The following is a 25,471-nucleotide window of genomic DNA, read 5'->3' as shown; positions in this document are numbered from 1 at the left end:
AAAGCCCAGTTACCTAACTGGGCTTTTTTTTATTCCCACCACAAATAGTGCTTTGCCTCACAGTTTCATTAATGTATGTTCAAACATTAATCTTGCCATCAGCAGGATAAAAAACCGAAAAAATATAACAAGTGAACACAATGAACTAGGTACAGCAATGCAATTTTCTAAGTTTGGTGAAAAATTTAATCGTTACTCAGGTATTACCCAATTAATGGATGATCTCAATGATGGCCTCCGCACTCCAGGTGCCATCATGCTCGGAGGTGGCAACCCAGCCGCTATTCCAGCAATGCTCGAGTACTTTCACCAAGCCAGTGCAGATATGCTTGCCAACGGCGATCTCGTCGCAGCTATGGCTAACTACGATGGCCCACAAGGTAAAGATGCCTTTGTTAAAGCGCTTGCTAAGCTGCTGCGTGAAACCTATGGCTGGGCAATCACAGAAAAGAACATCAGCCTAACCAATGGTAGTCAAAGCGGCTTTTTCTATTTGTTCAATTTGCTTGCAGGTAAGCAGTCCGATGGCTCGCACAAGAAGATTCTATTGCCTATTGCTCCCGAGTACATTGGCTATGGCGACGCGGGCATTGACGAAGATATCTTCGTCTCTTATCACCCAGAAATTGAATTACTCGACGGTGGCTTATTCAAATATCATGTGGATTTTGAACACCTGAAAATCGATGACTCTGTTGCCGCTATCTGTGCGTCGCGTCCAACCAACCCGACAGGTAACGTGCTAACTGACGAAGAGATCCACAAGCTCGATAAACTGGCTCGTGCTAACAATATCCCACTGATTATTGATAATGCTTATGGTCTGCCATTCCCAAACATCATTTTTGAAGATGTAGAGCCATTTTGGAATGAAAACACCATCCTATGTATGAGTTTATCCAAACTAGGGTTACCTGGCTTACGCTGCGGCATTGTCATTGCGAGTGAAGAAGTCACGCAAGCGATGACCAATATGAATGGCATCATTAGTCTCGCTCCTGGGAGCTTTGGCCCTGCGCTTGCCAATCATATGATTGAAAAAGGTGATCTGCTGGATTTAAGCTCGAATGTCATTAAGCCTTTCTATCAACAGAAATCATTGCGTGCGGTAGAACTACTGCAATCAGCCATAACCGACCCACGTTTTAGAATTCACAAACCAGAGGGGGCAATTTTCTTATGGCTTTGGTTTGATGAATTACCGATTACTACCATGGAGCTGTACCAACGACTGAAAGACCGTGGTGTATTAATTGTTCCTGGTGAATACTTCTTTATTGGTCAAGAAGACGAATGGGATCATGCTCATCAGTGTTTGCGCATGAACTACGTGCAAGACGATGACAAGATGCAGCAAGGCATCGCTATCATTGCAGAAGAGGTAGCAAGAGCCTACGCAGAAGCCTAACACTAAAAAGAGCGCCTTATGGCGCTCTTTCACTCTTTATTTCCGAGTATTGTTTCAAGGCAAATATTAGCCTTCGATCAGTTTATTACCACCGATCTCAATTTTACGCGGTTTCATCGCTTCTGGTATTTCACGTTCTAGGTCAACGTGAAGCAAACCATTCTCCATGCTTGCACCGACCACTTTCACATAGTCTGCTAGTTGGAACTTACGCTCAAAATCGCGCTCTGCGATGCCTTGGTAAACATAGTTTTTACCTTCTTCAGCTTTACGCTCACCCTTAACAATCAATAGGTTCTCTTTTTGAGTAAGATCGAGCTGCTCTTCAGCAAAGCCAGCCACAGCCATAGTGATACGGAAGTGGTTCTCGTCTTGTTGTTCGATGTTATACGGAGGGTAACCGCCTGAAGCGTTTTTCGCGGTGTTCGCTTCCATCATATTAAATAGACGATCGAAGCCGATTGCGTTGCGGTATAAAGGAGTGAAATCTACAGTTCTCATAATACTATCCTCAGTTAAGCAATAGTCTTAGCTCTTTATTCATAAGATCTAAGGGGATTCATGGCTTATTCCCTGATGTTTTTCTATAAACGGGACATAAGTTGGAATCAATCTAAATAGTGTGCTGCCACCGTTATCCTCTCTTGAGCAATAAGGGATCAGCTATTTCCGAGGCCCATAAGTTGGCGTCCTCTTCATTACCCTATATAGGGACGATGCACTCCATATTCAAGAGAGCCCTACTCTTTTTTCTATAATCGAACACTCACTAGCAACAATAAGAATACGCGAGTAATAAAAAACGCCACCCTAAGGCAGCGTTTTTATTTAGCAGAACAACCCGTCTATACGTCTAGGTTGGCAACTTTCAGTGCGTTTTCTTCGATGAAGTTACGACGAGGTTCTACTTGGTCACCCATCAACGTGGTAAACAGTTGATCAGCGCCAACCGCGTCTTCAATCGTCACCTGCATCATACGACGAGTCTCTGGATCCATGGTTGTTTCCCACAGCTGATCAGGGTTCATCTCACCAAGACCTTTATAGCGTTGTAGGCTTAAACCACGACGTGACTCTTTGATTAACCACTCAAGAGCATCAACGAAGTTTGTAACTTCTTGAGTACGCTCACCACGTTTGATGTAAGCACCCTCTTCAATCAGACCGTCTAACGCTTCTGACGTATCTGCCAATTGGCGATACTCTTTCGAGTTGAGTAGATCAACACTGATAACGTGCTCATGAGTCACGCCATGAGTACGAACCACAACTTTAGGTAGGTTTACACCCAGTTCAGCGTGCTGTTCTACTTCAAAGCTGTATTGGCTTGCGCCCACTTCTTTGTTGTTTAGCTGCTCAACAAGCTGTTTAGACCATGCTTCCACCGCCGCAGCGTCATGACATTGCTCAGCCGTTAGACGTGGTACATACATGAACTCGCCAACCATAGCATGTGGATAACGACGACTCATGCGATCAACCGTTTTAACTGCAGCGTTGTATTGCTGAACTAGCTTCTCAAGTGCTTCACCAGCCAGTGCAGGTGCTTCAGAATTAACATGCAGTGCCGCGTTATCTAGAGCCAGAGATACTTGATACTGGTTCATGGCATCTTCATCTTTAATATATTGCTCTTGCTTGCCTTTCTTCACTTTGTAAAGTGGTGGCTGAGCAATATATACGTAGCCACGCTCAATAAGCTCTGGCATTTGACGGTAGAAGAACGTTAATAGCAGCGTACGAATGTGAGAACCATCCACGTCCGCATCGGTCATGATAATGATGTTGTGATAACGCAGTTTGTCTGGGTTATATTCATCACGACCAATACCACAGCCAAGTGCCGTGATAAGCGTTGCCACTTCTTGTGAAGAAAGCATCTTATCGAAGCGCGCTTTTTCTACGTTAAGGATTTTACCTTTAAGTGGAAGAATCGCTTGGTTCTTACGGTTACGACCCTGCTTAGCACTACCGCCCGCAGAGTCACCCTCCACTATGTATAGTTCAGAAAGCGCTGGGTCTTTCTCTTGGCAGTCTGCCAGTTTGCCTGGTAGACCGGCTAAATCTAGTGCACCTTTACGACGCGTCATCTCACGAGCTTTACGTGCTGCGTCACGAGCTCGAGCAGCGTCGATGATCTTGGTACAAACAATCTTCGCTTCACCTGGGTTCTCAACAAGGAACTCAGACAGTTTCTCACCCATCGCAGACTCAACCGCTGATTTCACTTCCGATGAAACCAACTTGTCTTTGGTTTGGCTTGAGAACTTAGGATCAGGCACTTTCACCGAAACGATAGCGGTTAGACCTTCACGCGCATCATCACCTGATGTCGCAGTTTTCGCTTTCTTAGAAAAGCCTTCTTTATCCATAAACGTGTTCAGCGTACGCGTTAACGCCGCACGGAAGCCAGCAAGGTGAGTACCACCATCACGTTGAGGGATGTTGTTGGTAAAGCAATAGATGTTTTCTTGGTAACCATCGTTCCACTGCATCGCCACTTCGACAGTAATGCCATCATCACGTTCGTTATCGAAGTGGAAGATTTTTTGGATGATTGGTGTTTTATTGGTGTTTAGGTGCTCAACAAACGCTTGGATACCGCCTTCAAACATGAAGTGATCCATTTTGTCTTCTTCGCGCTTATCAATCAGCTTGATAGATACACCAGAGTTTAGGAACGATAGCTCACGAAGACGTTTTGCTAAGATATCGTAATGGAATTCAATGTTAGTGAAGGTTTCTTCACTTGGCCAGAAACGGATTTCCGTACCCGTTTTATCCGTATCACCAATGACTGTAAGTGGCGCTTCTGGCTCACCATGGTGATAGGTTTGCGTATGAATTTGACCGCCACGATGAATGGTTAGCGTCACTTTTTTCGACAATGCGTTTACTACCGAAACACCTACACCGTGCAGACCACCCGATACTTTGTACGAGTTGTCATCAAACTTACCACCCGCGTGAAGTACCGTCATGATAACTTCTGCAGCAGAAACCTGCTCTTCTGGGTGCATTTCAGTCGGGATACCACGACCATCATCGCTAACAGAAACAGAGTTGTCCTCATGGATTGTCACAATAATGTCGTTACAGTGACCAGCCAACGCTTCATCAATTGAGTTATCAACCACCTCAAAAACCATGTGGTGCAGACCGGTTCCATCGTCCGTGTCACCAATGTACATTCCCGGACGCTTACGTACCGCATCCAGACCCTTTAGTACCTTAATACTCGATGAATCGTAATTTTCTGACATGAGTTTCTCTCACTATTTACCTGGTTCTATTGTGCCATGTTCCACATGAAACATCTTGCCATTTTCGTCAATCATATCGGCGACTTGGCTTTGGGTAATAGAACTTACAAAAACTTGAGCATTCGTCTGTTTTAGGTAATCCGCTAGGCGTTTACGACGAAGGCTATCTAATTCGGAAGCAAAGTCATCTATTAAATAAATGCACTGCTTACCGGTCAACTCGGCGAGATGCTGTCCCTGCGCTAAACGCAATGCACACATCATCAGTTTTAGCTGACCTCGAGACAACACATCCTCAACTGGTGTGTTGTTCACTTTAATTCTTAAGTCGGCTTTATTAGGTCCACTAAAGGTGTACCCTAAGCTCTGGTCTCGTTCAAAGTTGCGCTCTAATAGCTCAGCATAGGGCGTATCTTTTTCCCAACCACGGTAGTAGCCAAGTTTGATTTCAAACTCGGGCAAAAACGACTGACACATTTCCTCAGCAAGAGGTTGCATCTGTTCGACATAACACCGACGCCAATCATCAATTTGTTCTGCCAGTTGGGCCAAATCACGATCCCAATAGCTCAGTTCTCGATAACTGGTTGCAGTCTTAAGCAGAGCATTACGCTGCTTACTTAAACGCTTAAATCGTCCCCAAGCTTCATGAAAGCCTGGTTCAGAGTGAAACACACCCCAATCGATAAAAGCGCGACGAAACTTAGGTCCATCCGTCAGTAATTCAAACCCTTCAGGGTGAATTAGTTGCAGCGGTAACACCTTGGCAAGCTGAGCCAATTTTTGCCCAGATTGACCGCCTATTTTAACCTCAGTTGAGCCATCACGCTGCTTATTAATGCCAACGGGTATCTCAAATTGATCCGAGTTCAAAAAACGGCCATGAACGAACAGTTCTTGGCAGTCATTTTGAATGACTCGTCCTGTCAAAGAACTCTTAAAAGAGCGTCCATGACCGAGCAAATATATGGCTTCCAATACGCTGGTTTTGCCACTGCCATTGGGGCCAATAATAAAGTTAAAGCCTGTAGATAGTTCTATATCACAGGCTTTAATATTACGAAATTGCTGTACGATTAAGCGCGTAAGCGGCATAACATCATGCCTAGCTTAGAGACGAATCGGCATCACCACATACATGGCACTGTCATCTTCGCTATTTTCAATCAACGCACTCGCATTGGCATTCGACATAGAAATACGAACCTGATCGCAACGAAGCGTGTTCAGTACATCCAAAACGTATGACACATTGAAACCAATTTCTAATGCATCGCCTTGGAATTCGACGTCTAACATTTCTTCCGCTTCTTCCTGTTCAGGGTTATTCGCGGTAATGCGCATTTCATTTTGGTCGAGATTAACTCGCACACCACGGAACTTCTCATTGGAAAGAATGGCGGCGCGTGAGAATGCTTGTCGTAGTTCGTCGCAATTGGCTTCCAATGTTTTATCGGTATTTTGCGGCAAAACACGGCGATAATCCGGGAAACGACCATCAACGAGCTTAGAAGTAAAGACAAAGTTATTCACTTCCGCACGGATATTAGAGCTGCCAATTTGCAACGTCACAGGTTGCTCAGGAGCATCTAATAACTTAGACAGTTCCTGCACACCTTTACGCGGTACGATAATTTGTTTGTTATCAAAGCTGCCTTCAAGTGACACCAAAGCAACAGCCATACGGTGGCCATCAGTGGCAACAGAACGAAGCGTGTTTTGGTCTAACTCAAACAGCATACCGTTGAGATAATAACGAACGTCTTGGTTCGCCATTGAAAATTGTGTTTTTTCTATCAGTGATTTAAGTTCAGCTTGAGTAACGGTCACCGCCACTTCTTGTTGCCAATCTTCAATATTTGGGAAATCACTGGCTGGTAAAGTCGATAGCGAGAAACGACTGCGTCCAGAACGTACTTGTACACGATCGCCTTCTAACACGATAGTGATAGTAGAGTCATCCGGCAGTCCACGACAAATATCTAGGAACTTGCGTGAAGGTACCGTCACACTACCCGCTTCAAACTCACTCTCTAGCGTCACTTTACTTACTAGCTCAACTTCTAAGTCGGTTGCAGTAAGAGAAAGCACCCCTTCTTCAACCTTCAACAGCAAATTGCCCAAAATAGGTAATGTTGGTCGTCCACCCAGTGCACCAGAGACTTGTTGTAACGGCTTTAATAAGTGATGACGTTCGATAGTAAATTTCATAGATAACTCTTCGTAAAGCTGGCAATCCATGCCACTTATATGCGAAATACAATAACTTGAATGCTAATTATAGCGATTATGCCACTATTATGAAGAAAGCGTACGAATTAAGTTCGAATAGTCTTCTTTAATATCGTGACTTTCTTCGCGTAGCTGAGCAATCTTACGACAAGCATGAAGCACTGTCGTGTGGTCACGACCACCAAATGCATCGCCAATTTCCGGAAGACTGTGGTTGGTAAGCTCTTTCGCCAAAGCCATCGCCAACTGGCGAGGACGCGCAACCGAACGAGAGCGACGTTTGGACAACAAGTCGGCCACTTTAATCTTGTAGTACTCAGCAACGGTCTTTTGAATGTTGTCTATAGTGACTAGCTTCTCTTGTAGTGCTAATAGATCGCGCAGTGCCTCTCGAACAAAGTCGATAGTGATAGGACGGCCAGTAAAGTTCGCGTTGGCGATAACACGGTTAAGTGCCCCTTCCAACTCTCGAACATTAGAACGTAAACGCTTAGCAATAAAGAACGCCACCTCATCAGCAAGGTGAATTTGATGATCTTCTGCTTTCTTCATCAAAATTGCTACGCGGGTTTCAAGCTCTGGTGGCTCGATCGCAACCGTCAACCCCCAACCAAAACGGGATTTTAGACGATCCTCTACCCCATTTATCTCTTTAGGGTAGCGATCAGAGGTAAGGATGATCTGTTGGTTACCTTCTAATAGAGCATTAAAGGTATGGAAGAATTCTTCTTGAGAACGTTCTTTATTTGCAAAGAACTGAATATCATCGATAAGCAATGCATCAACGCTACGATAGTAACGTTTAAATTCTTCAATCGCATTGTTTTGTAGTGCTTTTACCATGTCTTGAACAAAACGTTCAGAGTGCATGTAAACCACTTTCGCGTTTGGCTTGTTATCAACAATCGCATTGCCTACCGCATGCAACAAGTGGGTTTTACCCAGACCAGTACCGCCGTACAAAAACAGCGGGTTGTATGCCGCACCAGGGTTATCCGCAACTTGACGCGCAGCGGCTAAGCCAAGTTGGTTCGACTTACCTTCAACGAAATTATTGAATTTATGTTTGATATTAACGTTCGAACGATGATTGATATCTGAGACTTCAGCCTCATCGTCCCACGTTTTATGCACAGGCTGACGTGCCTGCAGCTGTGCTGGTGCTGAAGATTCTGCCGCTACATCAGCGGCCGTCTTAACAGGCTTAGGCGCTGGTGGCGCAGAAACTGGTTTACTACCCACTTCAAAACGTAAGTTAGGTACGTCATTACCGCAATACTCTTTGAGTAAACGGTTGATGCTGTTTAAGTATCTGTCACGTACCCAATCTAATACAAAGCGATTAGGCGCAAATAGAGTTAGGGTGTTGTCATTAAGTTCAGCTTGTAATGGTCTGACCCACATGCTGAATTCGGTAGCGGGTAGCTCTTCTTGTAGTCGTTGCGAACATTGCAACCAAAGCGAAGATGACACGGTGCTCTCACTCTATTTATTTGAATTGGAAAAGATTGGTAATTTTACCTGTTGATAACCAAGATCGCCAGTAAATGATCAGTGATCCAGTGAATAAGATCTAAGTTATTCACAATTTTTTCGGTTGAATTCGCTTGATCCACACAATTTGCCCTAATTTTACTCACAAATGAATGCACAAAACACAGATCTACCCACAAAAGCAGTATGTTGATCTAACTTGTGCATAGATCAACGCTCAAGCTGTCATTATCTTTTTGTTTGATATTGATAGAGTGATGAAAAAGCCAGCATTCAACCCCGAGTTTGTTATGGTTAATAACAACTAGTTATTTAACTTATCGACATGTTTACCAGTAACATCCTCTCCATAAATATAAGGAGTAGTAAAATGAAAAACTGGATTAAAGGCCTTCTAACCGCTTTAGCGCTTTCTGCAACCGTATCTCAAGCAGCATATGCTGCGACACAACAAGAAGTGAAAGTCGGCATGTCTGGTCGCTACTTCCCATTTACGTTTGTTAAACAAGACAAGTTACAAGGGTTTGAAGTCGACCTTTGGGACGAAATTGGTCGTCGCAATGACTACAAAGTAGAGTACGTGACGGCAAACTTCTCAGGTTTGTTTGGTTTGCTTGAGACCGGTCGTATCGACACGATTTCTAACCAAATCACTATGACAGATGCTCGTAAAGCGAAGTATCTGTTCGCAGACCCATATGTTGTTGATGGTGCTCAAATTACCGTTCGAAAAGGTAATGACAGCATTCAAGGTATTGATGATTTAGCAGGTAAAACAGTCGCAGTGAACCTTGGTTCAAACTTCGAACAACTGCTACGTAGCTACGATAAAGACGGCAAAATCACCATCAAAACTTACGATACAGGTATTGAACATGACGTCGCACTAGGCCGTGCTGATGCTTTTGTTATGGATCGCCTTTCTGCACTTGAACTAATCAAGAAAACAGGCCTGCCACTGCAACTTGCAGGTCAACCTTTTGAAACCATCGAGAATGCTTGGCCATTCGTAAACAACGAAAAAGGTCAAAAGCTGCAACAAGAAGTAAATAGCGCACTGGCAGACATGCGAGCTGATGGTACGCTAGCAAAAATCTCTGAGAAGTGGTTTGGTGCTGATATCACTAAAAAGTAAGTGATTACTATTGATACGCCCACTACTCTTGGTAGTGGGCGTTTGTTTTTCTAAGAGTTTGGTACTGTTATGGGATTTGATTTTCAATACATGCTTGAGTTAATGCCGATACTGTTGAAGTATCTTGGTACAACCATGGAAATGGCGGTATGGGGACTGCTGTTCTCATTGATTCTATCGGTTATTTTAGCCAACATTCGCGTGTTTAAGATCCCGGTATTGGATCAGCTCAGTCAGCTCTATATAAGCTTTTTCCGTGGTACTCCATTATTGGTTCAGCTGTTTCTGCTTTATTATGGCTTACCACAAATTTTTCCTTGGATGGTTGGGCTCAACGCCTTCAGTGCCGCAGTAATAGGCCTGACTCTGCACTTTGCCGCTTATATGGCAGAGAGTATTCGTGCCGCCATTATCGGCATTGACCGCAGTCAGATGGAAGCAAGTCTTTCTGTAGGTATGACAACTAGCCAAGCCATGCGTCGTATCATTTTGCCGCAAGCAACTCGCGTAGCCCTACCATCATTGATGAACTACTTCATTGATATGATTAAGTCGACGTCGTTAGCGTTCACACTTGGTGTGGCAGAGATTATGGCGAAAGCCCAAATGGAAGCATCATCCAGCTTCCGATTTTTTGAAGCATTTCTTGCCGTCGCGCTCATATACTGGGGTGTTGTGTTAGTACTTACTCGCGTACAAATTGTCGCAGAGCAAAAACTGAATAAGGCTTATCAACGATGATTACATTAAAAAATATCCACAAGCGATTCGGTGACACCGAAGTGCTCAAAGGCATCGATATTGATATCAAACAAGGCGAAATTATCGTCATTATTGGTTCTAGTGGTACCGGTAAGTCTACCTTATTACGTTGCGTCAATTTCCTGGAACAAGCAGATGAAGGCCAAATCTCTATTGACGATGTCTCGGTAAACTGCCAAAGCCATACTAAAGCAGAAGTATTGGCACTAAGACGCAAGACTGGCTTTGTGTTTCAGAACTACGCTCTATTCGCGCACATGACTGCGCGTCAGAATATTGCGGAAGGTTTGATCACAGTAAAGGGCTGGAAAAAAGAGCAAGCTCTTGAGAAAGCACAACAAATTCTCGATGACATCGGTCTAGGAGACAAAGGGGATCAATACCCAGCTTCCCTTTCCGGTGGTCAACAGCAGCGTGTCGGTATTGGCCGAGCGATGGCATTACAACCTGAGCTACTGTTATTCGATGAACCAACTTCAGCACTCGATCCTGAGTGGGTAGGTGAAGTACTTAACCTTATGAAAAAGCTCGCAACACAGCATCAAACCATGCTTGTTGTGACCCACGAAATGCAGTTTGCCAAAGAAGTCGCCGACAGAGTGATCTTCATGGCTGATGGTCACATAGTGGAACAAGGTACACCAGAGCAAATTTTTAACGATCCACAAGATATCCAACTGAAGAAATTTCTAAATCAAGTTGGGATCGAATAGGATCCTTGCGCTCTGGCTCACAAAAAGTATAATTCGCCAACCGGAATTGAAGTTGAACTGATTATTGACTCTTGACGAGTCAGTGATTACAATTCCGCCTCTTTGTTGAGAGGCGTCGGATTTCCTCTCTATATATAGAGTAGGGAAATATGTCCCACGCCGGGTTCAACGAGAACCTAAAACTACTGATCAGTAAAGGTAATAACCATGTCTAAACGCACTTTTCAACCTTCAGTTCTAAAGCGCAAGCGTACTCACGGTTTCCGTGCTCGCATGGCGACTAAGAACGGTCGTAAAGTAATCAATGCACGTCGTGCTAAAGGCCGTGCACGCCTATCAAAATAATTTTCTATTTTGAATAAGCACGCCTTTATTCGGGAGTTACGTTTGTTAACTCCCGAGCATTATCAAAACGTATTTAAGCAAGCTCATCGAGCTGGCTCCCCTCATTTCACCATCATTGCTCGTAAAAACTCTCTCTCACACCCTCGTCTTGGTCTTGCGGTTCCTAAAAAACAGATAAAAACAGCTGTTGCTAGAAATCACTTCAAGCGTCTGGTACGTGAAAGTTTTCGTAACAAACAACATGAACTTCCAAGCAAAGATTTTGTTGTAATTGCAAAGAAGAGTGCGCAAACTCTAAGCAATGAAGAAATGTTCAAACTTCTAGATAAGTTATGGCATCGCCTGTCTCGCCCTTCGCGTGGTTAGCTATCGGACTCGTCTACCTATATAGGTGGATTATCAGTCCTCTTATCGGACCTCGTTGTCGGTTCACCCCAACCTGTTCTCTTTACGCTATAGAAGCCTTGAAAGCTCACGGTTTTGTAAAAGGATGTTGGTTATCAGGCAAACGTCTATTAAAATGCCATCCTTTGAATGAAGGGGGATTTGACCCCGTTCCACCAGTCCAAAAACAAGACAGAGATAAATAACGATGGATTCTCAACGTAATATTCTGTTAATCGGTTTGGCTTTAGTTTCTTTTTTGCTGTTCCAACAATGGCAATCGTATAAGAATCCAGCGCCAGTTCCGACCCAACAGACGCAAAGCAGTACTCTACCTGCGCCATCTTTCGCTGATGAGCATGATCCTGCACCTGGTCAAAGCCAAACTGCTGCAGAAAAAATCATCACAGTGAAAACTGACGTACTAACGCTAGGTATTAATACCGTTGGCGGTGATGTAGTAACAGCAAAATTAAACGAGTACGCAACTGAGTTAGAATCTAGCGAACCGTTTGAACTTCTAAAAGACGATCAAGGTCACCAGTTTATCGCTCAAAGTGGTCTGGTAGGTCCTCAGGGTATTGACCTAAGCAGCACAAGCCGTCCAGCTTATACCGTGTCAGCAGACAGCTTTACCATTGCTGACGGTCAAGATGAACTGCGTGTTCCAATGACATTCGAAGCGAATGGCATCTCTTACACCAAAACCTTCATTCTAAAACGTGGCAACTACGCAATTGATGTTGAATACGATGTAGACAACAACTCTGGCCAAAATGCAACGTTCGGCATGTACGCTCACCTTCGTCAAAATCTACAAGACAAAGGCGGCAGCATCACAATGCCAACATACAATGGCGGCGCATACTCAACTCAAGACGTTCGCTATAAAAAATACAGCTTCGAAGATATGCAAGATCGCAACCTGTCTCTTAACCTGACAGACGGTCAAGGTTGGGCAGCGATGATCCAACACTACTTCGCAGCAGCATGGATTCCTCGTGAAGCACCAGGTACTAACCTTTACACTCGTGTAATCGGTAACCTAGGTGATATCGGTGTTCGTATGCCAAACGCAACAATTGCAGATGGCCAATCAGCAACACTGAAAGCTACACTTTGGGCTGGTCCTAAACTTCAGAAGCAAATGGCTGAAACTGCGCCAAACCTAGATCTAGTAGTAGACTACGGCTGGTTATGGTTCATTGCAAAACCACTTCACACGCTACTATCGTTCATTCAAGGTATCGTTGTTAACTGGGGTCTAGCTATCATCTGTTTGACCTTCATTGTTCGTGGTGCCATGTACCCACTAACAAAAGCGCAATACACCTCGATGGCGAAAATGCGTATGCTTCAGCCTAAGCTGCAAGCAATGCGTGAGCGTATCGGCGATGACCGCCAACGCATGAGCCAAGAAATGATGGAACTGTACAAGAAAGAGAAAGTAAATCCTCTAGGTGGCTGTCTACCAATCTTGCTACAGATGCCAATCTTCATTGCACTTTACTGGGCACTAATGGAGTCGGTTGAGCTGCGTCATTCACCGTTCTTTGGTTGGATTCATGACCTTTCAGCTCAAGACCCATACTACATTCTGCCTCTACTAATGGGTGCAAGTATGTTCTTGATCCAGAAAATGAGCCCGACAACAGTAACCGATCCAATGCAGCAGAAGATCATGACCTTTATGCCGGTTATGTTTACCTTCTTCTTCCTATGGTTCCCATCAGGTCTAGTTCTTTACTGGTTGGTATCGAACATCGTTACTCTGATTCAGCAAACCTTGATTTATCGAGCGCTGGAGAAGAAAGGATTACACTCTAAGTAGTCCTGCTGATTGGTTAACAATACGCGAATAGAATAAAAGGCGGCCTAAATGGTCGCCTTTTTCATTTACCATGATTACAATTTGGCTAAAGTACTGCGATTAGGCAACACAATGACAACAGACACTATTGTGGCACAAGCCACAGCCCCAGGCCGCGGTGGCGTGGGCATTATACGAGTATCAGGCCCTCTCGCTGCTGAGGTTGCCTTACAAGTGACAGGGAAAACGCTTAAACCGCGCTACGCCGACTATCTGCCATTTAAAGCACAAGATGGCAGCGAGCTTGATCAAGGGATCGCTCTATACTTCCCTAACCCACATTCGTTTACTGGTGAGGACGTTCTTGAACTACAAGGACACGGCGGCCCTGTTGTTATGGACATGCTGATTAAGCGCATCCTGCTCATTCCGGGCGTTCGTCCAGCAAGACCTGGCGAATTTAGTGAGCGCGCATTCCTCAACGATAAAATGGACTTAACCCAAGCAGAAGCCATTGCCGATTTAATTGATGCCAGTTCAGAAGAGGCTGCTAAATCGGCACTGCAATCTCTTCAAGGGCAATTCTCTAAACGCATTCAGGTGCTGGTGGAATCGCTAATCCATTTACGTATTTATGTAGAAGCGGCTATCGACTTCCCAGAAGAAGAAATCGATTTTCTAGCGGATGGCAAAGTCGCTGGTGACCTGCAACATATCATTGATAACTTAGAGTCCGTTCGTAAGGAAGCCAACCAAGGTGCCATTATGCGCGAAGGGATGAAAGTGGTTATTGCTGGTCGCCCAAATGCAGGTAAATCTAGCCTGCTCAACGCTCTATCAGGGAAAGAGTCGGCTATCGTTACCGATATCGCAGGCACGACTCGAGATGTCCTGAGAGAGCACATCCATATAGACGGAATGCCACTGCATATCATTGATACTGCAGGTCTACGTGACGCTTCCGATGAGGTAGAGCGTATTGGTATTGAGCGAGCTTGGGAAGAGATTGAGCAGGCTGATCGCGTTCTCTTCATGGTAGATGGCACCACAACAGATGCTACGGATCCAAAAGAAATCTGGCCCGACTTTATCGATCGCCTACCAAGTTCGATCGGCATTACCGTGATCCGCAATAAGGTTGACGAAACAGGCGAAACGCTAGGGATCTGCCATGTTAATGATCCAACCCTAATTCGACTTTCTGCACGCACTGGTGAGGGTGTGCCAGCTTTACGAGAACACCTAAAAGCCATTATGGGCTTCTCTGGTGCCAATGAAGGTGGCTTTATGGCAAGACGTCGACACCTTGATGCGTTAGAGCGAACTGCTGAGCATCTCGATATCGGACAGCAGCAACTAGAAGGTTATATGGCGGGCGAAATTCTGGCTGAAGAACTTCGTATTGCTCAGCAACATCTGAATGAGATTACTGGAGAGTTTAGCTCCGACGATCTGCTTGGTCGTATCTTCTCTTCATTCTGTATTGGTAAATAAGGAACATTAATGATTCATATCATCACAGGTAGCACACTTGGCGGTGCGGAATATGTCGGTGACCACTTGAGTGACCTACTTATAGAACAAGGGCTAGAAACCACAATCCACAATCAGCCTGAGTTGAGTGACATTGAGGCCGAAGGGATTTGGCTTTTAATCACCTCAACGCATGGAGCTGGAGATTACCCAGATAATATCCAGCCTTTCATCTCAGCTCTGCAAGATACACCACCTCGCATGTCGAACGTGAAATACGCTGTCGTTGGCATAGGTGACTCTAGCTATGATACGTTTTGTGCAGCCGGTAAACACGCTTACGAGTTACTTGAAGACATCGGCGCGACACCACTGACAGACTGCCTGCAAATCGATGTTCTCAATGATCCCGTGCCAGAAGACGCTGCGGAAGTTTGGCTCAATGAACACATAAGCAAGTTTCGCTAGAAGCAAACACTTAATAATAAGCGGCTTCGGCCGCTTTTTTTATACCTGTGAGTAACTCTTCAACTTCAATTCACTCATAACGAGTAATTTCTGACCAATCAATCTGTGGATAAAATATGATCTTTTCGGTGAAAAACCTATATTTATCCAAAGAACAACTTTCAAGCTCTCCTTTCCCTGTGTATAACTAGCCTTTTTGATCCCAGCTAATACAGTGCCAGATCAAAACTAGATCACAACAAGCGATCACAAAAAGATCCATGGATTTGTTGATCATTTTCGACTTATCCACAGAGAACGAGGATCCTAATAATAGATCTAATAAAAGATCATATATATAGATCTTATCTTTATATTACTTATTTCTTGGATCCAAAAAATGTGAAAACCGTTTTTCTCACTTCAAGAAAAGCGGTAGAATACTGCTCCTTTTGGTTTGTCTAAATTTCTCGATTGAATACTGAGGTCGGTTCATGCTTTATCACGAAACATTTGATGTCATCGTAGTTGGTGGCGGACATGCAGGAACGGAAGCCGCACTCGCATCTGCTCGTACAGGGCAAAAGACACTACTGCTAACTCATAATATTGATACGTTAGGTCAAATGTCATGTAATCCTGCCATTGGTGGTATTGGTAAAGGACATTTGGTTAAAGAAGTGGATGCTATGGGTGGTTTGATGGCAGAGGCCATTGATCATGCAGGTATTCAATTTCGTACGCTGAATGCGTCAAAGGGTCCAGCCGTTCGTGCTACACGCGCTCAAGCAGATCGTGCGTTATACAAGGCTTATGTGCGTAACGCCCTAGAAAACACACCAAACTTAACACTATTCCAACAGTCGGTGGATGACTTGATCGTGGAACAAGATCAAGTACGCGGTGTAGTAACTGAGATGGGATTAAAATTCCATTCGAGATCCGTTGTATTAACGGTTGGTACTTTCTTAGGTGGTAAGATCCATATCGGTATGGAGAGCTCTTCTGGCGGTCGTATGGGCGATCAACCATCCATTGCACTCGCGGCTCGTTTGCGAGAGTTACCATTTCGCGTAGATCGTTTAAAAACAGGTACACCTCCACGTATTGATGCTCGAAGCGTCGACTTTTCTGCACTAGAAGTGCAGCATGGTGATAACCCTACGCCTGTTTTTTCTTTCATGGGTAACCGCAACCAACATCCAACGCAGATTCCGTGTTTCATTACGCACACGAATGAGTCCACGCATGAGGTGATTCGCAATAACCTCGATCGAAGCCCAATGTATGCCGGCGTGATCGAAGGTATTGGACCGCGCTATTGCCCTTCTATTGAAGATAAGGTCATGCGTTTTGCGGACAAAAATAGCCATCAGATCTTTATCGAACCTGAAGGTTTAACCACGCATGAGCTGTATCCAAACGGTATCTCAACCAGTTTACCGTTTGATGTACAGGTACAAATCGTTCGTTCAATGAAAGGTTTTGAGAACGCGCATATTGTTCGCCCTGGTTATGCTATCGAATACGATTTCTTTGACCCTCGTGATCTAAAACAGACTTACGAAACCAAGTTTATTTCTGGTTTGTTCTTTGCTGGCCAGATTAATGGCACCACCGGTTACGAAGAAGCGGCGGCACAAGGTCTAATGGCAGGTCTAAACGCTAGCCTCTACTCGCAAGGCAAAGAAGGCTGGAGCCCACGTCGTGATCAGGCTTATATGGGCGTACTGATTGACGATTTATCAACCATGGGTACCAAAGAGCCTTATCGCATGTTTACATCTCGTGCGGAATATCGTCTATTGCTGCGTGAAGACAATGCGGATATTCGTTTGACTGAACATGCGCATAATCTCGGTTTAATTGACGAGAAACGCTGGTCGCGATTCAACGAAAAACTGAATAACATGGCGACTGAGCGTCAGCGCCTAAAAGAAACATGGGTTAATCCAAAATCCGAGGGTATCGAAGCACTTAATGTGCTACTGAAGACCCCTATTTCTCGCGAAGCAAGCGGTGAAGATCTACTACGTCGTCCGGAATTGAACTATTCACAATTGACGTCATTAGACGCATTCGCACCCGCGATGGAAGATCAACAAGCCAGTGAGCAAGTTGAGATCCAGGTGAAATATGAAGGTTATATTCAGCGCCAACAAGATGAGATAGCTAAGTCGCTTCGTCATGAAAACACCAAGATCCCAGCCGATCTTGATTACAGCGATGTGAAAGGGCTGTCTAACGAGGTCGTTGCCAAGCTGACAGAAGCAAAACCTGAAACGGTTGGAATTGCTTCCCGTATTTCTGGTATTACACCTGCAGCGATTTCCATCCTGTTGGTTTACTTGAAGAAACAAGGAATGCTTAAAAAAGGTGAAGCCGCGTGAGCAACAACTTAACCGTAAAACTTGAACAATTATTATCAGAGACCTCATTAGAGGTCTCTGAACTTCAAAAGCAGCAACTTGTAGGCTATGTCCAATTACTTGATAAATGGAATAAGGCTTACAACTTGACTTCGGTGCGTCGACCTGAAGATATGTTAGTGAAACATATCCTTGATAGCATCATTGTTGGTGAGCACCTCGAAGGTGAGCGTTTTATTGATGTTGGAACGGGACCGGGACTGCCAGGGATTCCTTTGGCGATCATGCATCCAAACCGTTCATTCACTTTGCTTGATAGCTTAGGTAAGCGTATTCGTTTTATCAAACAGGTGGTTCACGAGCTTAAACTGTCTAATGTGACTGCGGTTCAATCTCGAGTCGAAGAGTTTGATCCTGAAGGTGGCTTTGATGGTGTTCTGAGTCGAGCCTTTGCCTCTATGACCGATATGGTGAATTGGTGTGAACATTTACCAAAATCACAGAGTGGTCGCTTCTATGCATTAAAAGGTCAACTTCATGAACAGGAAGTCTCAGAGCTACCGGAGTGGTGTTCTGTGATCGATATCAAACCTTTGCAAGTTCCTGAGTTGGAAGGTGACCGTCATCTTGTAATCTTATCCAAGAAGGGATAATGGAGAAGTTGTCGTGGGAAAAATTGTCGCTATTGCGAACCAAAAAGGTGGCGTTGGTAAAACTACCACGTGTGTAAATTTAGCGGCATCAATGGCTGCCACTAAACGTAAGGTATTAGTGATAGATCTTGATCCGCAGGGAAATGCGACGATGGCCAGTGGCGTCGATAAGTATCAAGTTGAAACAACTGCTTACGATTTGCTGGTTGATGAGCTTCCTTTTGAACAGGTAGTTTGTCAGGACACTTCTGGTCAGTTTGACCTCATCGCTGCTAATGGAGATGTTACGGCAGCTGAAATTAAACTCATGGAAGTGTTTGCTAGAGAAGTGCGTTTAAAACATGCACTTGCGCCAATCCGCGATAACTATGATTTCATCTTTATCGATTGTCCTCCCTCTTTGAACCTACTTACAATAAACGCAATGGCTGCTGCTGACTCTGTGTTAGTGCCAATGCAATGTGAATACTTTGCCTTAGAGGGACTGACGGCATTGATGGATACCATCAGTAAGTTGGCAGCGGTAGTCAATGAAAACCTGAAGATCGAAGGGCTACTACGTACCATGTACGACCCTCGAAATCGTCTTGCTAACGAAGTGTCTGAACAATTGAAAAAACACTTCGGAGACAAGGTTTATCGAACCGTTATCCCTAGGAATGTACGCCTCGCAGAAGCGCCAAGTCATGGTAAACCAGCGATGTACTACGACAAGTATTCCGCCGGTGCCAAAGCTTATCTTGCCCTTGCTGGTGAGATGCTACGACGCGAAGAAGTATTGGCTTAACGCTCTTAAGGAAAATAGATTCAATGTCTAAACGTGGTTTAGGCAAAGGGCTCGACGCGCTTTTGTCGACGAGTTCTATTGCCAGAGAAAAACAACAAGTCGCAACGCAAAGCCAAAGCCTATCTACCGATGGTGATCTGGCTGAACTTTCAATCAATAGTCTGCGCCCTGGTATTTACCAGCCGCGTAAAGATATGGCTCCTGAAGCACTCGAAGAGCTCGCAGCTTCCATTCAATCGCAAGGTATTATTCAACCTATTGTGGTCAGAAGTGTTGGCCATGAGCAATTTGAAATTATTGCTGGTGAAAGACGCTGGCGAGCGGCAAGACAAGCTGGCCTGAAAATGGTGCCTTGTCTGGTGAAGAACGTTCAGGATCGTGCTGCAGTTGCGATGGCGCTAATTGAGAACATTCAACGTGAAGACCTAAACGCCATTGAAGAAGCTCAGGCTCTGGAAAGGCTACAAGACGAATTTGAATTGACCCACCAGCAAGTGGCCGATGTGATTGGTAAATCACGTACTGCGGTTAGTAACTTGCTGCGTTTGAATCAACTAGAGCCATCTGTGAAGAAGCTAGTTGAAGCGAAACAGATAGATATGGGTCACGCTCGCGCACTATTAGCATTGGAAGGTGAAGTTCAATGTGAGGTTGCGGACACTGTTGCTAAGAAACAGCTGACGGTTCGTCAAACCGAAGATTTAGTGAAAAAGTGCTTAAAACCGAACTCTTCAGAGAAAAAACAGTCAGAAGACCGTGATGCTAAAGAAATTTCACATCGTTTAAGTGAAATTCTGGGTGCAAAAGTGTCTCTTGTACGAAATGCAAGCGGAAAAGCAAAAGTAACGATAAGTCTTGATGAACCTCACAAATTGGAGCAACTTATTGCCAAGCTTGAGAGCTAAATGAGATAATTGATGTAGGTCAATTATTTATAAATTGAAATTTTGTGCGAAAGTTATGGTTTTGTGAACGAAATAGCACCTTTTTGGTGCTGTTTGATTGCAATAACTTTGTCGGAAAGTATAATTTTCGCGAATCTCCCAGCACAGTAGTAATTTAGGTGCATTGTGGAAAAAACTATAGGTAAGAATACATGGTAGCTGTGCTAGCTAGACCAGGACGAGAGCTTGCAAAGCGATTGTTACTGATTCAAGCCAGCGCGGTTACATTGGTAGCTGTTGGAATGGCAGTAGCTGTAAATGCTGAGTGGGGAATTTCAGCGCTCATTGGTGGTGGCAGTTTTGTTATCGCTAATGCGGTTTTTGCATTGTGTGCATTTTTGTTTAGTGGGGCTCGAGCAGCGAAAAAGGTTGCCGCGTCTTTCTACGCAGGAGTGACTCTGAAAATCCTCATTACGGTTGCTCTATTCTCGATTGCTTACATGTATATTCAGGTGGAAGTGATTCCCTTGAATCTCACTTTTTTACTGGCCGTCTTAATTAACCTTATGGCACCAGTAATATTCGTCAACAACAAAAAATAGGATGAGTTATGGCTGCGCCAGGTGAAGCGCTAACATCGGCCGGATATATCACTCACCACTTGACCAACCTTTCTTTAGGAAGTCTCGGTCTAGTGGAGGAGACGAGTTTCTGGAACGTACATATCGATAGCCTGTTTTTTTCTGTGTTTACTGGTCTGATATTCCTAGGAGTGTTTCGTTCAGTAGCTAAGAAAGCAACAGCTGGTGTGCCGGGCAAGCTGCAGTGTTTTGTTGAAATGATCGTGGAATTCGTTGACGACAACGTCAAAGAAACGTTTCATGGACGCAACGCGCTAATCGCGCCTTTAGCACTAACTATCTTCTGTTGGGTATTTTTAATGAACGTCATGGACCTTGTTCCAATTGACTTCTTACCTTACCCTGCAGAGCAGATGGGCATCCCTTATCTCAAAGTGGTTCCTTCTGCTGATGTCAATATCACCATGGCTATGGCGCTAGGTGTTTTTGCTCTGATGATTTACTACAGCATCAAAGTAAAAGGTCTAGTTGGCTTTACAAAAGAATTGACGCTACACCCATTTAACAATCCAATCATGATTCCTTTCAACATGCTGATCGAAGTCGTGTCTTTGCTTTCAAAGCCACTGTCTCTCGGTATGCGTCTGTTCGGTAACATGTTTGCGGGTGAGGTGGTCTTCATTCTTTGTGCTGCAATGCTACCATGGTATTTACAATGGATGGGCTCACTACCATGGGCGATATTCCATATTCTGGTTATTACGATTCAAGCCTTCGTGTTTATGATGCTAACGATTGTTTATCTATCAATGGCACACGAAGACAGCGATCACTAACTTTATTAACGCTTTTTATTTGGGCAAATTTAAGCCAACAACTATAAATTGGAGATAGTAATGGAAACTTTACTGAGCTTTTCTGCAATCGCCGTAGGTATCATTATCGGTATGGCAGCATTTGGTACGGCGATCGGTTTTGGTCTTCTAGGTGGTAAATTCCTTGAAGGCGCGGCTCGTCAACCTGAAATGGCTCCGATGCTTCAAGTTAAGATGTTCATCATCGCAGGTCTACTTGATGCGGTTCCTATGATCGGTGTTGTTATCGCACTGCTATTCACATTCGCGAACCCATTCGTTGGTCAGCTAGGTTAATCAGCTTTTTCTCAGACAAGTTTCGGACTTGTCACCTGATTAAACTTTAGCTCGTCAATGAACCATTAGAGGGGTAGCTGTTGTGAATATGAACGCAACTCTGCTAGGTCAAGCAATCTCATTCGCACTATTTGTGTGGTTCTGCATGAAGTATGTATGGCCACCAATCATGAATGCGATTGAAGAACGTCAGAAAAAAATTGCTGACGGTCTAGTAGCCGCTGAGCGCGCTGCTAAAGACTTGGATCTAGCACAAGCCAACGCTTCTGACCAAATGAAGGAAGCGAAGCGCACTGCAACAGAGGTCATTGAACAGGCAAACAAGCGTAAAGCACAAATTGTTGATGAAGCTCGTGAAGAAGCTTTGGCAGAACGCCAGAAGATTCTTGCTCAAGCTGAAGCAGAAATTGAAGCTGAACGTAACCGTGCCCGTGATGAGCTGCGCAAACAAGTTGCAACTCTGGCTGTAGCTGGTGCTGAGAAGATTCTTGAGCGTAGTATCGATAAGGATGCGCAAAAAGATATTCTCGACAATATTACTGCGAAACTTTAAGGCGAGGGGCGCATATGTCTGAATTGACTACAATCGCACGCCCCTATGCTAAAGCAGCATTTGACTTTGCGGTAGAAAAGCAAGCATTAGACCAATGGGTTGAAATGTTAACTTTTGCCGCTGAAATTACCAAGAATGAAGACATTGCAGACCTGTTATCAGGTTCTGTAACGGCGAAAAAAGTCGCTGATATCTTCATTGCCGTTGGTGGTGAACAGTTTGATGAATTCGGTCAAAACTTGATTAAAGTTATGGCTGAAAATGGTCGACTAGCAGCCTTGCCGTATGTGTTAGAAGAGTTTGTAGCTTTCAAAAAAGAGCTAGAAAAACAAATTGATGTTGAAGTGATTTCAGCGTCAGCTCTAAACGACGAGCAACTTGCAGCGATCAGCGACAAACTTGAGAAGCGTCTAGAACGCAAAGTTAAGCTGAATTGCAGTGTAGATGAGACCCTACTTGGTGGGGTTATTATTCGAGCCGGAGATCTTGTAATTGACAACTCAGCACGTGGTCGTTTGAACCGCCTGAGTGAAGCAATGCAGTCTTGATGGGGATTGGAGCATGCAACTTAATTCCACAGAAATTAGCGACCTAATCAAGCAGCGTATCGAATCTTTCGATGTTGTGAGTGAAGCTCGTAATGAAGGTACTATCGTATCGGTAAGCGATGGTATCATTCGCATTCACGGCCTAGCGGACGTGATGCAAGGTGAAATGATTGAATTACCGGGTGGCCGTTATGCACTAGCACTTAACCTTGAGCGTGACTCGGTTGGTGCGGTAGTAATGGGCCCATATGCTGACCTTAAGGAAGGCATGAAAGTAACAGGTACTGGTCGTATTCTTGAAGTACCAGTTGGTCCAGAATTGCTTGGTCGTGTTGTAAACACGCTAGGTGAGCCAATTGATGGTAAAGGTCCAATTGAAGCTAAACTTACGTCACCAGTTGAAGTGATTGCACCGGGTGTAATCGACCGTAAATCGGTTGATCAGCCAGTACAAACTGGTTATAAGTCAGTTGACTCAATGATCCCAATCGGTCGTGGTCAGCGTGAGCTTATCATCGGTGACCGTCAGATCGGTAAAACCGCTATGGCGATCGATGCAATCATCAACCAGAAAGACTCTGGTATCTTCTCTATCTACGTAGCGATTGGCCAGAAGGCATCTACAATCGCAAACGTTGTGCGTAAACTGGAAGAGCACGGTGCACTACAAAACACTATCGTTGTTGTAGCATCTGCATCTGAATCTGCTGCACTGCAATATCTTGCGCCATACTCTGGTTGTGCAATGGGTGAGTACTTCCGTGACCGCGGTGAAGACGCTCTGATTGTTTATGATGATCTATCTAAGCAAGCGGTAGCTTACCGTCAGATCTCTCTACTACTTAAACGTCCACCAGGCCGTGAGGCATTCCCAGGTGACGTATTCTACCTCCACTCACGTCTACTAGAGCGTGCAGCTCGTGTAAACGAAGAGTACGTAGAGCGTTTCACTAACGGTGAAGTGAAAGGTAAGACTGGTTCTTTGACTGCTCTTCCTATCATTGAAACTCAAGCAGGTGACGTTTCTGCATTCGTACCGACAAACGTAATCTCGATTACCGATGGTCAGATCTTCCTACAAACTGAAGCCTTCAACGCGGGTGTTCGCCCAGCGGTTGACCCAGGTATCTCAGTATCTCGTGTAGGTGGTTCAGCACAGACTAAGATCATTAAGAAGCTATCTGGCGGTATCCGTACTGCACTAGCTGCTTATCGTGAACTAGCGGCATTCGCACAGTTCTCATCTGATCTAGATGAAGCAACTAAGCGTCAGCTAAGCCACGGTCAAAAAGTTACAGAACTAATGAAGCAGAAGCAATATGCTCCAATGTCTGTATTTGACCAAGCACTAGTTATCTTTGCTGTTGAGCGCGGCTACCTAGATGATGTTGAAATCAACAAGATTCTAGACTTCGAAGCAGCGCTTCTATCGTATGCTCACAGTCAATATGCTGATCTTGCAAAAGAGATCAACACTACGGGTGCTTACAACGATGATATCGAAGCTCAGCTTAAGAAACTGACTGACGATTTCAAAGCAACTCAGACTTGGTAATTGGTGGGTGACCTTTTGGTCACCACTTATGGAGAGTAACGATGGCCGGCGCAAAAGAGATACGTAATAAAATCGGTAGTGTTAAAAGCACTCAGAAAATTACGAAAGCGATGGAAATGGTAGCAGCTTCAAAAATGCGTCGTTCGCAAGATGCGCGTGAAGCTTCTCGTCCATACGCTGAAACTATGCGTAAAGTGATCGGTCATTTGGCAAACGCAAACCTAGAGTACCAACATCCGTACCTAGAAGAGCGTGAAGCCAAGCGTGTTGGTTATGTCATTATTTCTACTGACCGTGGTCTTTGTGGTGGCTTGAACATTAACTTGTTTAAAAAAGCCATTGTAGAGATGCAAGGTTGGAAAGATAAAGGTGCTGAAATCGAGTTAGCTATTATTGGCTCAAAGGCGACAGCATTCTTTAACAACAGCGGCGCAAAAGTAGCGGCACAGGTATCTGGTCTGGGTGATGAGCCAAGTCTAGAAGACCTAATCGGTACGGTAGGCGTTATGCTGAAGAAGTATGACGAAGGCGAATTGGATCGCCTGTACGTAGTGTATAACCACTTTGTGAACACTATGATTCAGGAACCAACGATCGATCAATTGCTACCTCTGCCTAAATCTGACAGTGAAGAGATGCAGCGCGAACATTCATGGGGCTACATTTATGAGCCTGAGCCAAAACCACTACTAGACGCACTATTGCTTCGTTATATCGAATCTCAAGTGTATCAAGGTGTGGTAGAGAACCTTGCTTGTGAGCAAGCGGCTCGAATGATTGCAATGAAAGCTGCAACGGACAATGCGACCAACTTGATTGATGATCTAGAGCTTGTGTACAACAAGGCGCGTCAAGCGGCTATCACACAAGAACTATCAGAAATCGTTGGCGGCGCAGCTGCGGTTTAAGCTTAGGTAAAACGAA

At 44.5% G+C, this 25,471-nt stretch carries 26 protein-coding genes; 21 read left to right on the top strand and 5 right to left on the bottom strand.

The window, feature by feature from the left end:
* Positions 1-157: 157 nt before the first annotated feature.
* Complete coding sequence (locus OH456_RS24190) at positions 158-1,408, top strand: valine--pyruvate transaminase (protein WP_038224180.1); 1,251 nt, start codon at positions 158-160, stop codon at positions 1,406-1,408.
* 66 nt (positions 1,409-1,474) lie between these two features.
* Here OH456_RS24190 and OH456_RS24185 read toward each other — a convergent pair whose 3' ends face one another.
* The 5 genes from OH456_RS24185 to dnaA all read right to left on the bottom strand — a co-directional run bounded on the left by OH456_RS24185 (position 1,475) and on the right by dnaA (position 8,376).
* Positions 1,475-1,909 (bottom strand): Hsp20 family protein, encoded by a 435-nt coding sequence (locus tag OH456_RS24185; protein ID WP_006075097.1) that lies wholly within the window; start codon positions 1,907-1,909, stop codon positions 1,475-1,477.
* Positions 1,910-2,253: 344 nt separating this feature from the next.
* Positions 2,254-4,671 (bottom strand): DNA topoisomerase (ATP-hydrolyzing) subunit B, encoded by a 2,418-nt coding sequence (gene gyrB / locus OH456_RS24180; RefSeq protein ID WP_006075096.1) that lies wholly within the window; start codon positions 4,669-4,671, stop codon positions 2,254-2,256.
* Between the two features lie 12 nt (positions 4,672-4,683).
* On the bottom strand, positions 4,684-5,766 hold the full coding sequence (recF, locus tag OH456_RS24175) for a DNA replication/repair protein RecF (RefSeq protein ID WP_006075095.1): 1,083 nt from the start codon (positions 5,764-5,766) through the stop codon (positions 4,684-4,686).
* A gap of 15 nt (positions 5,767-5,781) precedes the next feature.
* Positions 5,782-6,882: a DNA polymerase III subunit beta gene (dnaN, locus tag OH456_RS24170; RefSeq protein WP_031493149.1), complete on the bottom strand. Its 1,101-nt coding sequence runs from the start codon at positions 6,880-6,882 to the stop codon at positions 5,782-5,784.
* Positions 6,883-6,969: 87 nt separating this feature from the next.
* Positions 6,970-8,376, bottom strand: coding sequence for a chromosomal replication initiator protein DnaA (gene dnaA / locus OH456_RS24165; RefSeq protein ID WP_038224178.1), 1,407 nt, complete (start codon positions 8,374-8,376; stop codon positions 6,970-6,972).
* A gap of 391 nt (positions 8,377-8,767) precedes the next feature.
* Here dnaA and OH456_RS24160 point away from each other — a divergent pair, with 391 nt between their 5' ends.
* The 20 genes from OH456_RS24160 (at position 8,768) to atpG (ending at position 25,455) form a co-directional block, all read left to right on the top strand.
* Complete coding sequence (locus tag OH456_RS24160; protein ID WP_031493906.1) at positions 8,768-9,532, top strand: amino acid ABC transporter substrate-binding protein; 765 nt, start codon at positions 8,768-8,770, stop codon at positions 9,530-9,532.
* Positions 9,533-9,601: 69 nt separating this feature from the next.
* Positions 9,602-10,273, top strand: a complete 672-nt coding sequence (locus OH456_RS24155) for an amino acid ABC transporter permease (protein WP_038224176.1) — start codon at positions 9,602-9,604, stop codon at positions 10,271-10,273.
* The gene (locus OH456_RS24150; RefSeq protein WP_062463369.1) at positions 10,270-11,007 is read left to right on the top strand and encodes an amino acid ABC transporter ATP-binding protein; all 738 of its coding nucleotides are present in this window, start codon (positions 10,270-10,272) and stop codon (positions 11,005-11,007) included. Before OH456_RS24155 ends, OH456_RS24150 begins: the two co-directional genes overlap by 4 nt.
* Before the next feature lie 207 nt (positions 11,008-11,214).
* Entirely contained in the window at positions 11,215-11,352 is a 138-nt protein-coding gene (rpmH, locus tag OH456_RS24145) for a 50S ribosomal protein L34 (protein ID WP_004400210.1), read from the top strand.
* Positions 11,353-11,361: 9 nt separating this feature from the next.
* Positions 11,362-11,718 carry a ribonuclease P protein component gene (gene rnpA, locus OH456_RS24140; protein WP_081836356.1) on the top strand — a complete coding sequence of 119 codons (357 nt, stop codon included), beginning with the start codon at positions 11,362-11,364 and terminating at the stop codon, positions 11,716-11,718.
* Positions 11,685-11,942: a membrane protein insertion efficiency factor YidD gene (gene yidD / locus OH456_RS24135; protein ID WP_081836355.1), complete on the top strand. Its 258-nt coding sequence runs from the start codon at positions 11,685-11,687 to the stop codon at positions 11,940-11,942. Before rnpA ends, yidD begins: the two co-directional genes overlap by 34 nt.
* A 2-nt stretch (positions 11,943-11,944) precedes the next feature.
* Positions 11,945-13,567 carry a membrane protein insertase YidC gene (yidC, locus tag OH456_RS24130; protein WP_006073083.1) on the top strand — a complete coding sequence of 541 codons (1,623 nt, stop codon included), beginning with the start codon at positions 11,945-11,947 and terminating at the stop codon, positions 13,565-13,567.
* 111 nt (positions 13,568-13,678) lie between these two features.
* On the top strand, positions 13,679-15,040 hold the full coding sequence (mnmE, locus tag OH456_RS24125) for a tRNA uridine-5-carboxymethylaminomethyl(34) synthesis GTPase MnmE (RefSeq protein ID WP_252038590.1): 1,362 nt from the start codon (positions 13,679-13,681) through the stop codon (positions 15,038-15,040).
* 9 nt (positions 15,041-15,049) lie between these two features.
* Positions 15,050-15,487 carry an FMN-binding protein MioC gene (gene mioC / locus OH456_RS24120; protein WP_270034368.1) on the top strand — a complete coding sequence of 146 codons (438 nt, stop codon included), beginning with the start codon at positions 15,050-15,052 and terminating at the stop codon, positions 15,485-15,487.
* Positions 15,488-15,960: 473 nt separating this feature from the next.
* Positions 15,961-17,856 carry a tRNA uridine-5-carboxymethylaminomethyl(34) synthesis enzyme MnmG gene (mnmG, locus tag OH456_RS24115; protein WP_088876468.1) on the top strand — a complete coding sequence of 632 codons (1,896 nt, stop codon included), beginning with the start codon at positions 15,961-15,963 and terminating at the stop codon, positions 17,854-17,856.
* Positions 17,853-18,488: a 16S rRNA (guanine(527)-N(7))-methyltransferase RsmG gene (gene rsmG, locus OH456_RS24110; RefSeq protein ID WP_006073075.1), complete on the top strand. Its 636-nt coding sequence runs from the start codon at positions 17,853-17,855 to the stop codon at positions 18,486-18,488. Before mnmG ends, rsmG begins: the two co-directional genes overlap by 4 nt.
* Positions 18,489-18,501: 13 nt before the next feature.
* The gene (locus OH456_RS24105) at positions 18,502-19,275 is read left to right on the top strand and encodes a ParA family protein (protein WP_038224165.1); all 774 of its coding nucleotides are present in this window, start codon (positions 18,502-18,504) and stop codon (positions 19,273-19,275) included.
* A 23-nt stretch (positions 19,276-19,298) separates the two neighbouring features.
* Positions 19,299-20,180, top strand: coding sequence for a ParB/RepB/Spo0J family partition protein (locus OH456_RS24100; RefSeq protein ID WP_006073071.1), 882 nt, complete (start codon positions 19,299-19,301; stop codon positions 20,178-20,180).
* 191 nt (positions 20,181-20,371) lie between these two features.
* Entirely contained in the window at positions 20,372-20,761 is a 390-nt protein-coding gene (locus OH456_RS24095; RefSeq protein ID WP_006073069.1) for a F0F1 ATP synthase subunit I, read from the top strand.
* An 8-nt stretch (positions 20,762-20,769) separates the two neighbouring features.
* Complete coding sequence (atpB, locus tag OH456_RS24090) at positions 20,770-21,576, top strand: F0F1 ATP synthase subunit A (RefSeq protein WP_006073067.1); 807 nt, start codon at positions 20,770-20,772, stop codon at positions 21,574-21,576.
* 60 nt (positions 21,577-21,636) lie between these two features.
* Positions 21,637-21,891 carry a F0F1 ATP synthase subunit C gene (atpE, locus tag OH456_RS24085; protein WP_006073065.1) on the top strand — a complete coding sequence of 85 codons (255 nt, stop codon included), beginning with the start codon at positions 21,637-21,639 and terminating at the stop codon, positions 21,889-21,891.
* 82 nt (positions 21,892-21,973) lie between these two features.
* Positions 21,974-22,444, top strand: coding sequence for a F0F1 ATP synthase subunit B (atpF, locus tag OH456_RS24080; protein ID WP_006073063.1), 471 nt, complete (start codon positions 21,974-21,976; stop codon positions 22,442-22,444).
* A gap of 14 nt (positions 22,445-22,458) precedes the next feature.
* Positions 22,459-22,992, top strand: a complete 534-nt coding sequence (atpH, locus tag OH456_RS24075; protein ID WP_031493873.1) for a F0F1 ATP synthase subunit delta — start codon at positions 22,459-22,461, stop codon at positions 22,990-22,992.
* A gap of 13 nt (positions 22,993-23,005) precedes the next feature.
* A complete protein-coding gene (gene atpA, locus OH456_RS24070; RefSeq protein WP_006073059.1) occupies positions 23,006-24,547 on the top strand; it encodes a F0F1 ATP synthase subunit alpha in 1,542 nt (513 codons plus the stop codon).
* Positions 24,548-24,588: 41 nt separating this feature from the next.
* Complete coding sequence (atpG, locus tag OH456_RS24065; protein WP_006073057.1) at positions 24,589-25,455, top strand: F0F1 ATP synthase subunit gamma; 867 nt, start codon at positions 24,589-24,591, stop codon at positions 25,453-25,455.
* The last annotated feature ends 16 nt before the right edge of the window (positions 25,456-25,471 follow it).

It is taken from the genome of Vibrio sp. La 4.2.2, assembly GCF_027586995.1.
GTDB classification, from domain to species: domain Bacteria; phylum Pseudomonadota; class Gammaproteobacteria; order Enterobacterales; family Vibrionaceae; genus Vibrio; species Vibrio mediterranei.
Note: the sequence above shows the minus strand (reverse complement) of the source record. Positions and strands in the feature narration are given on the sequence as shown.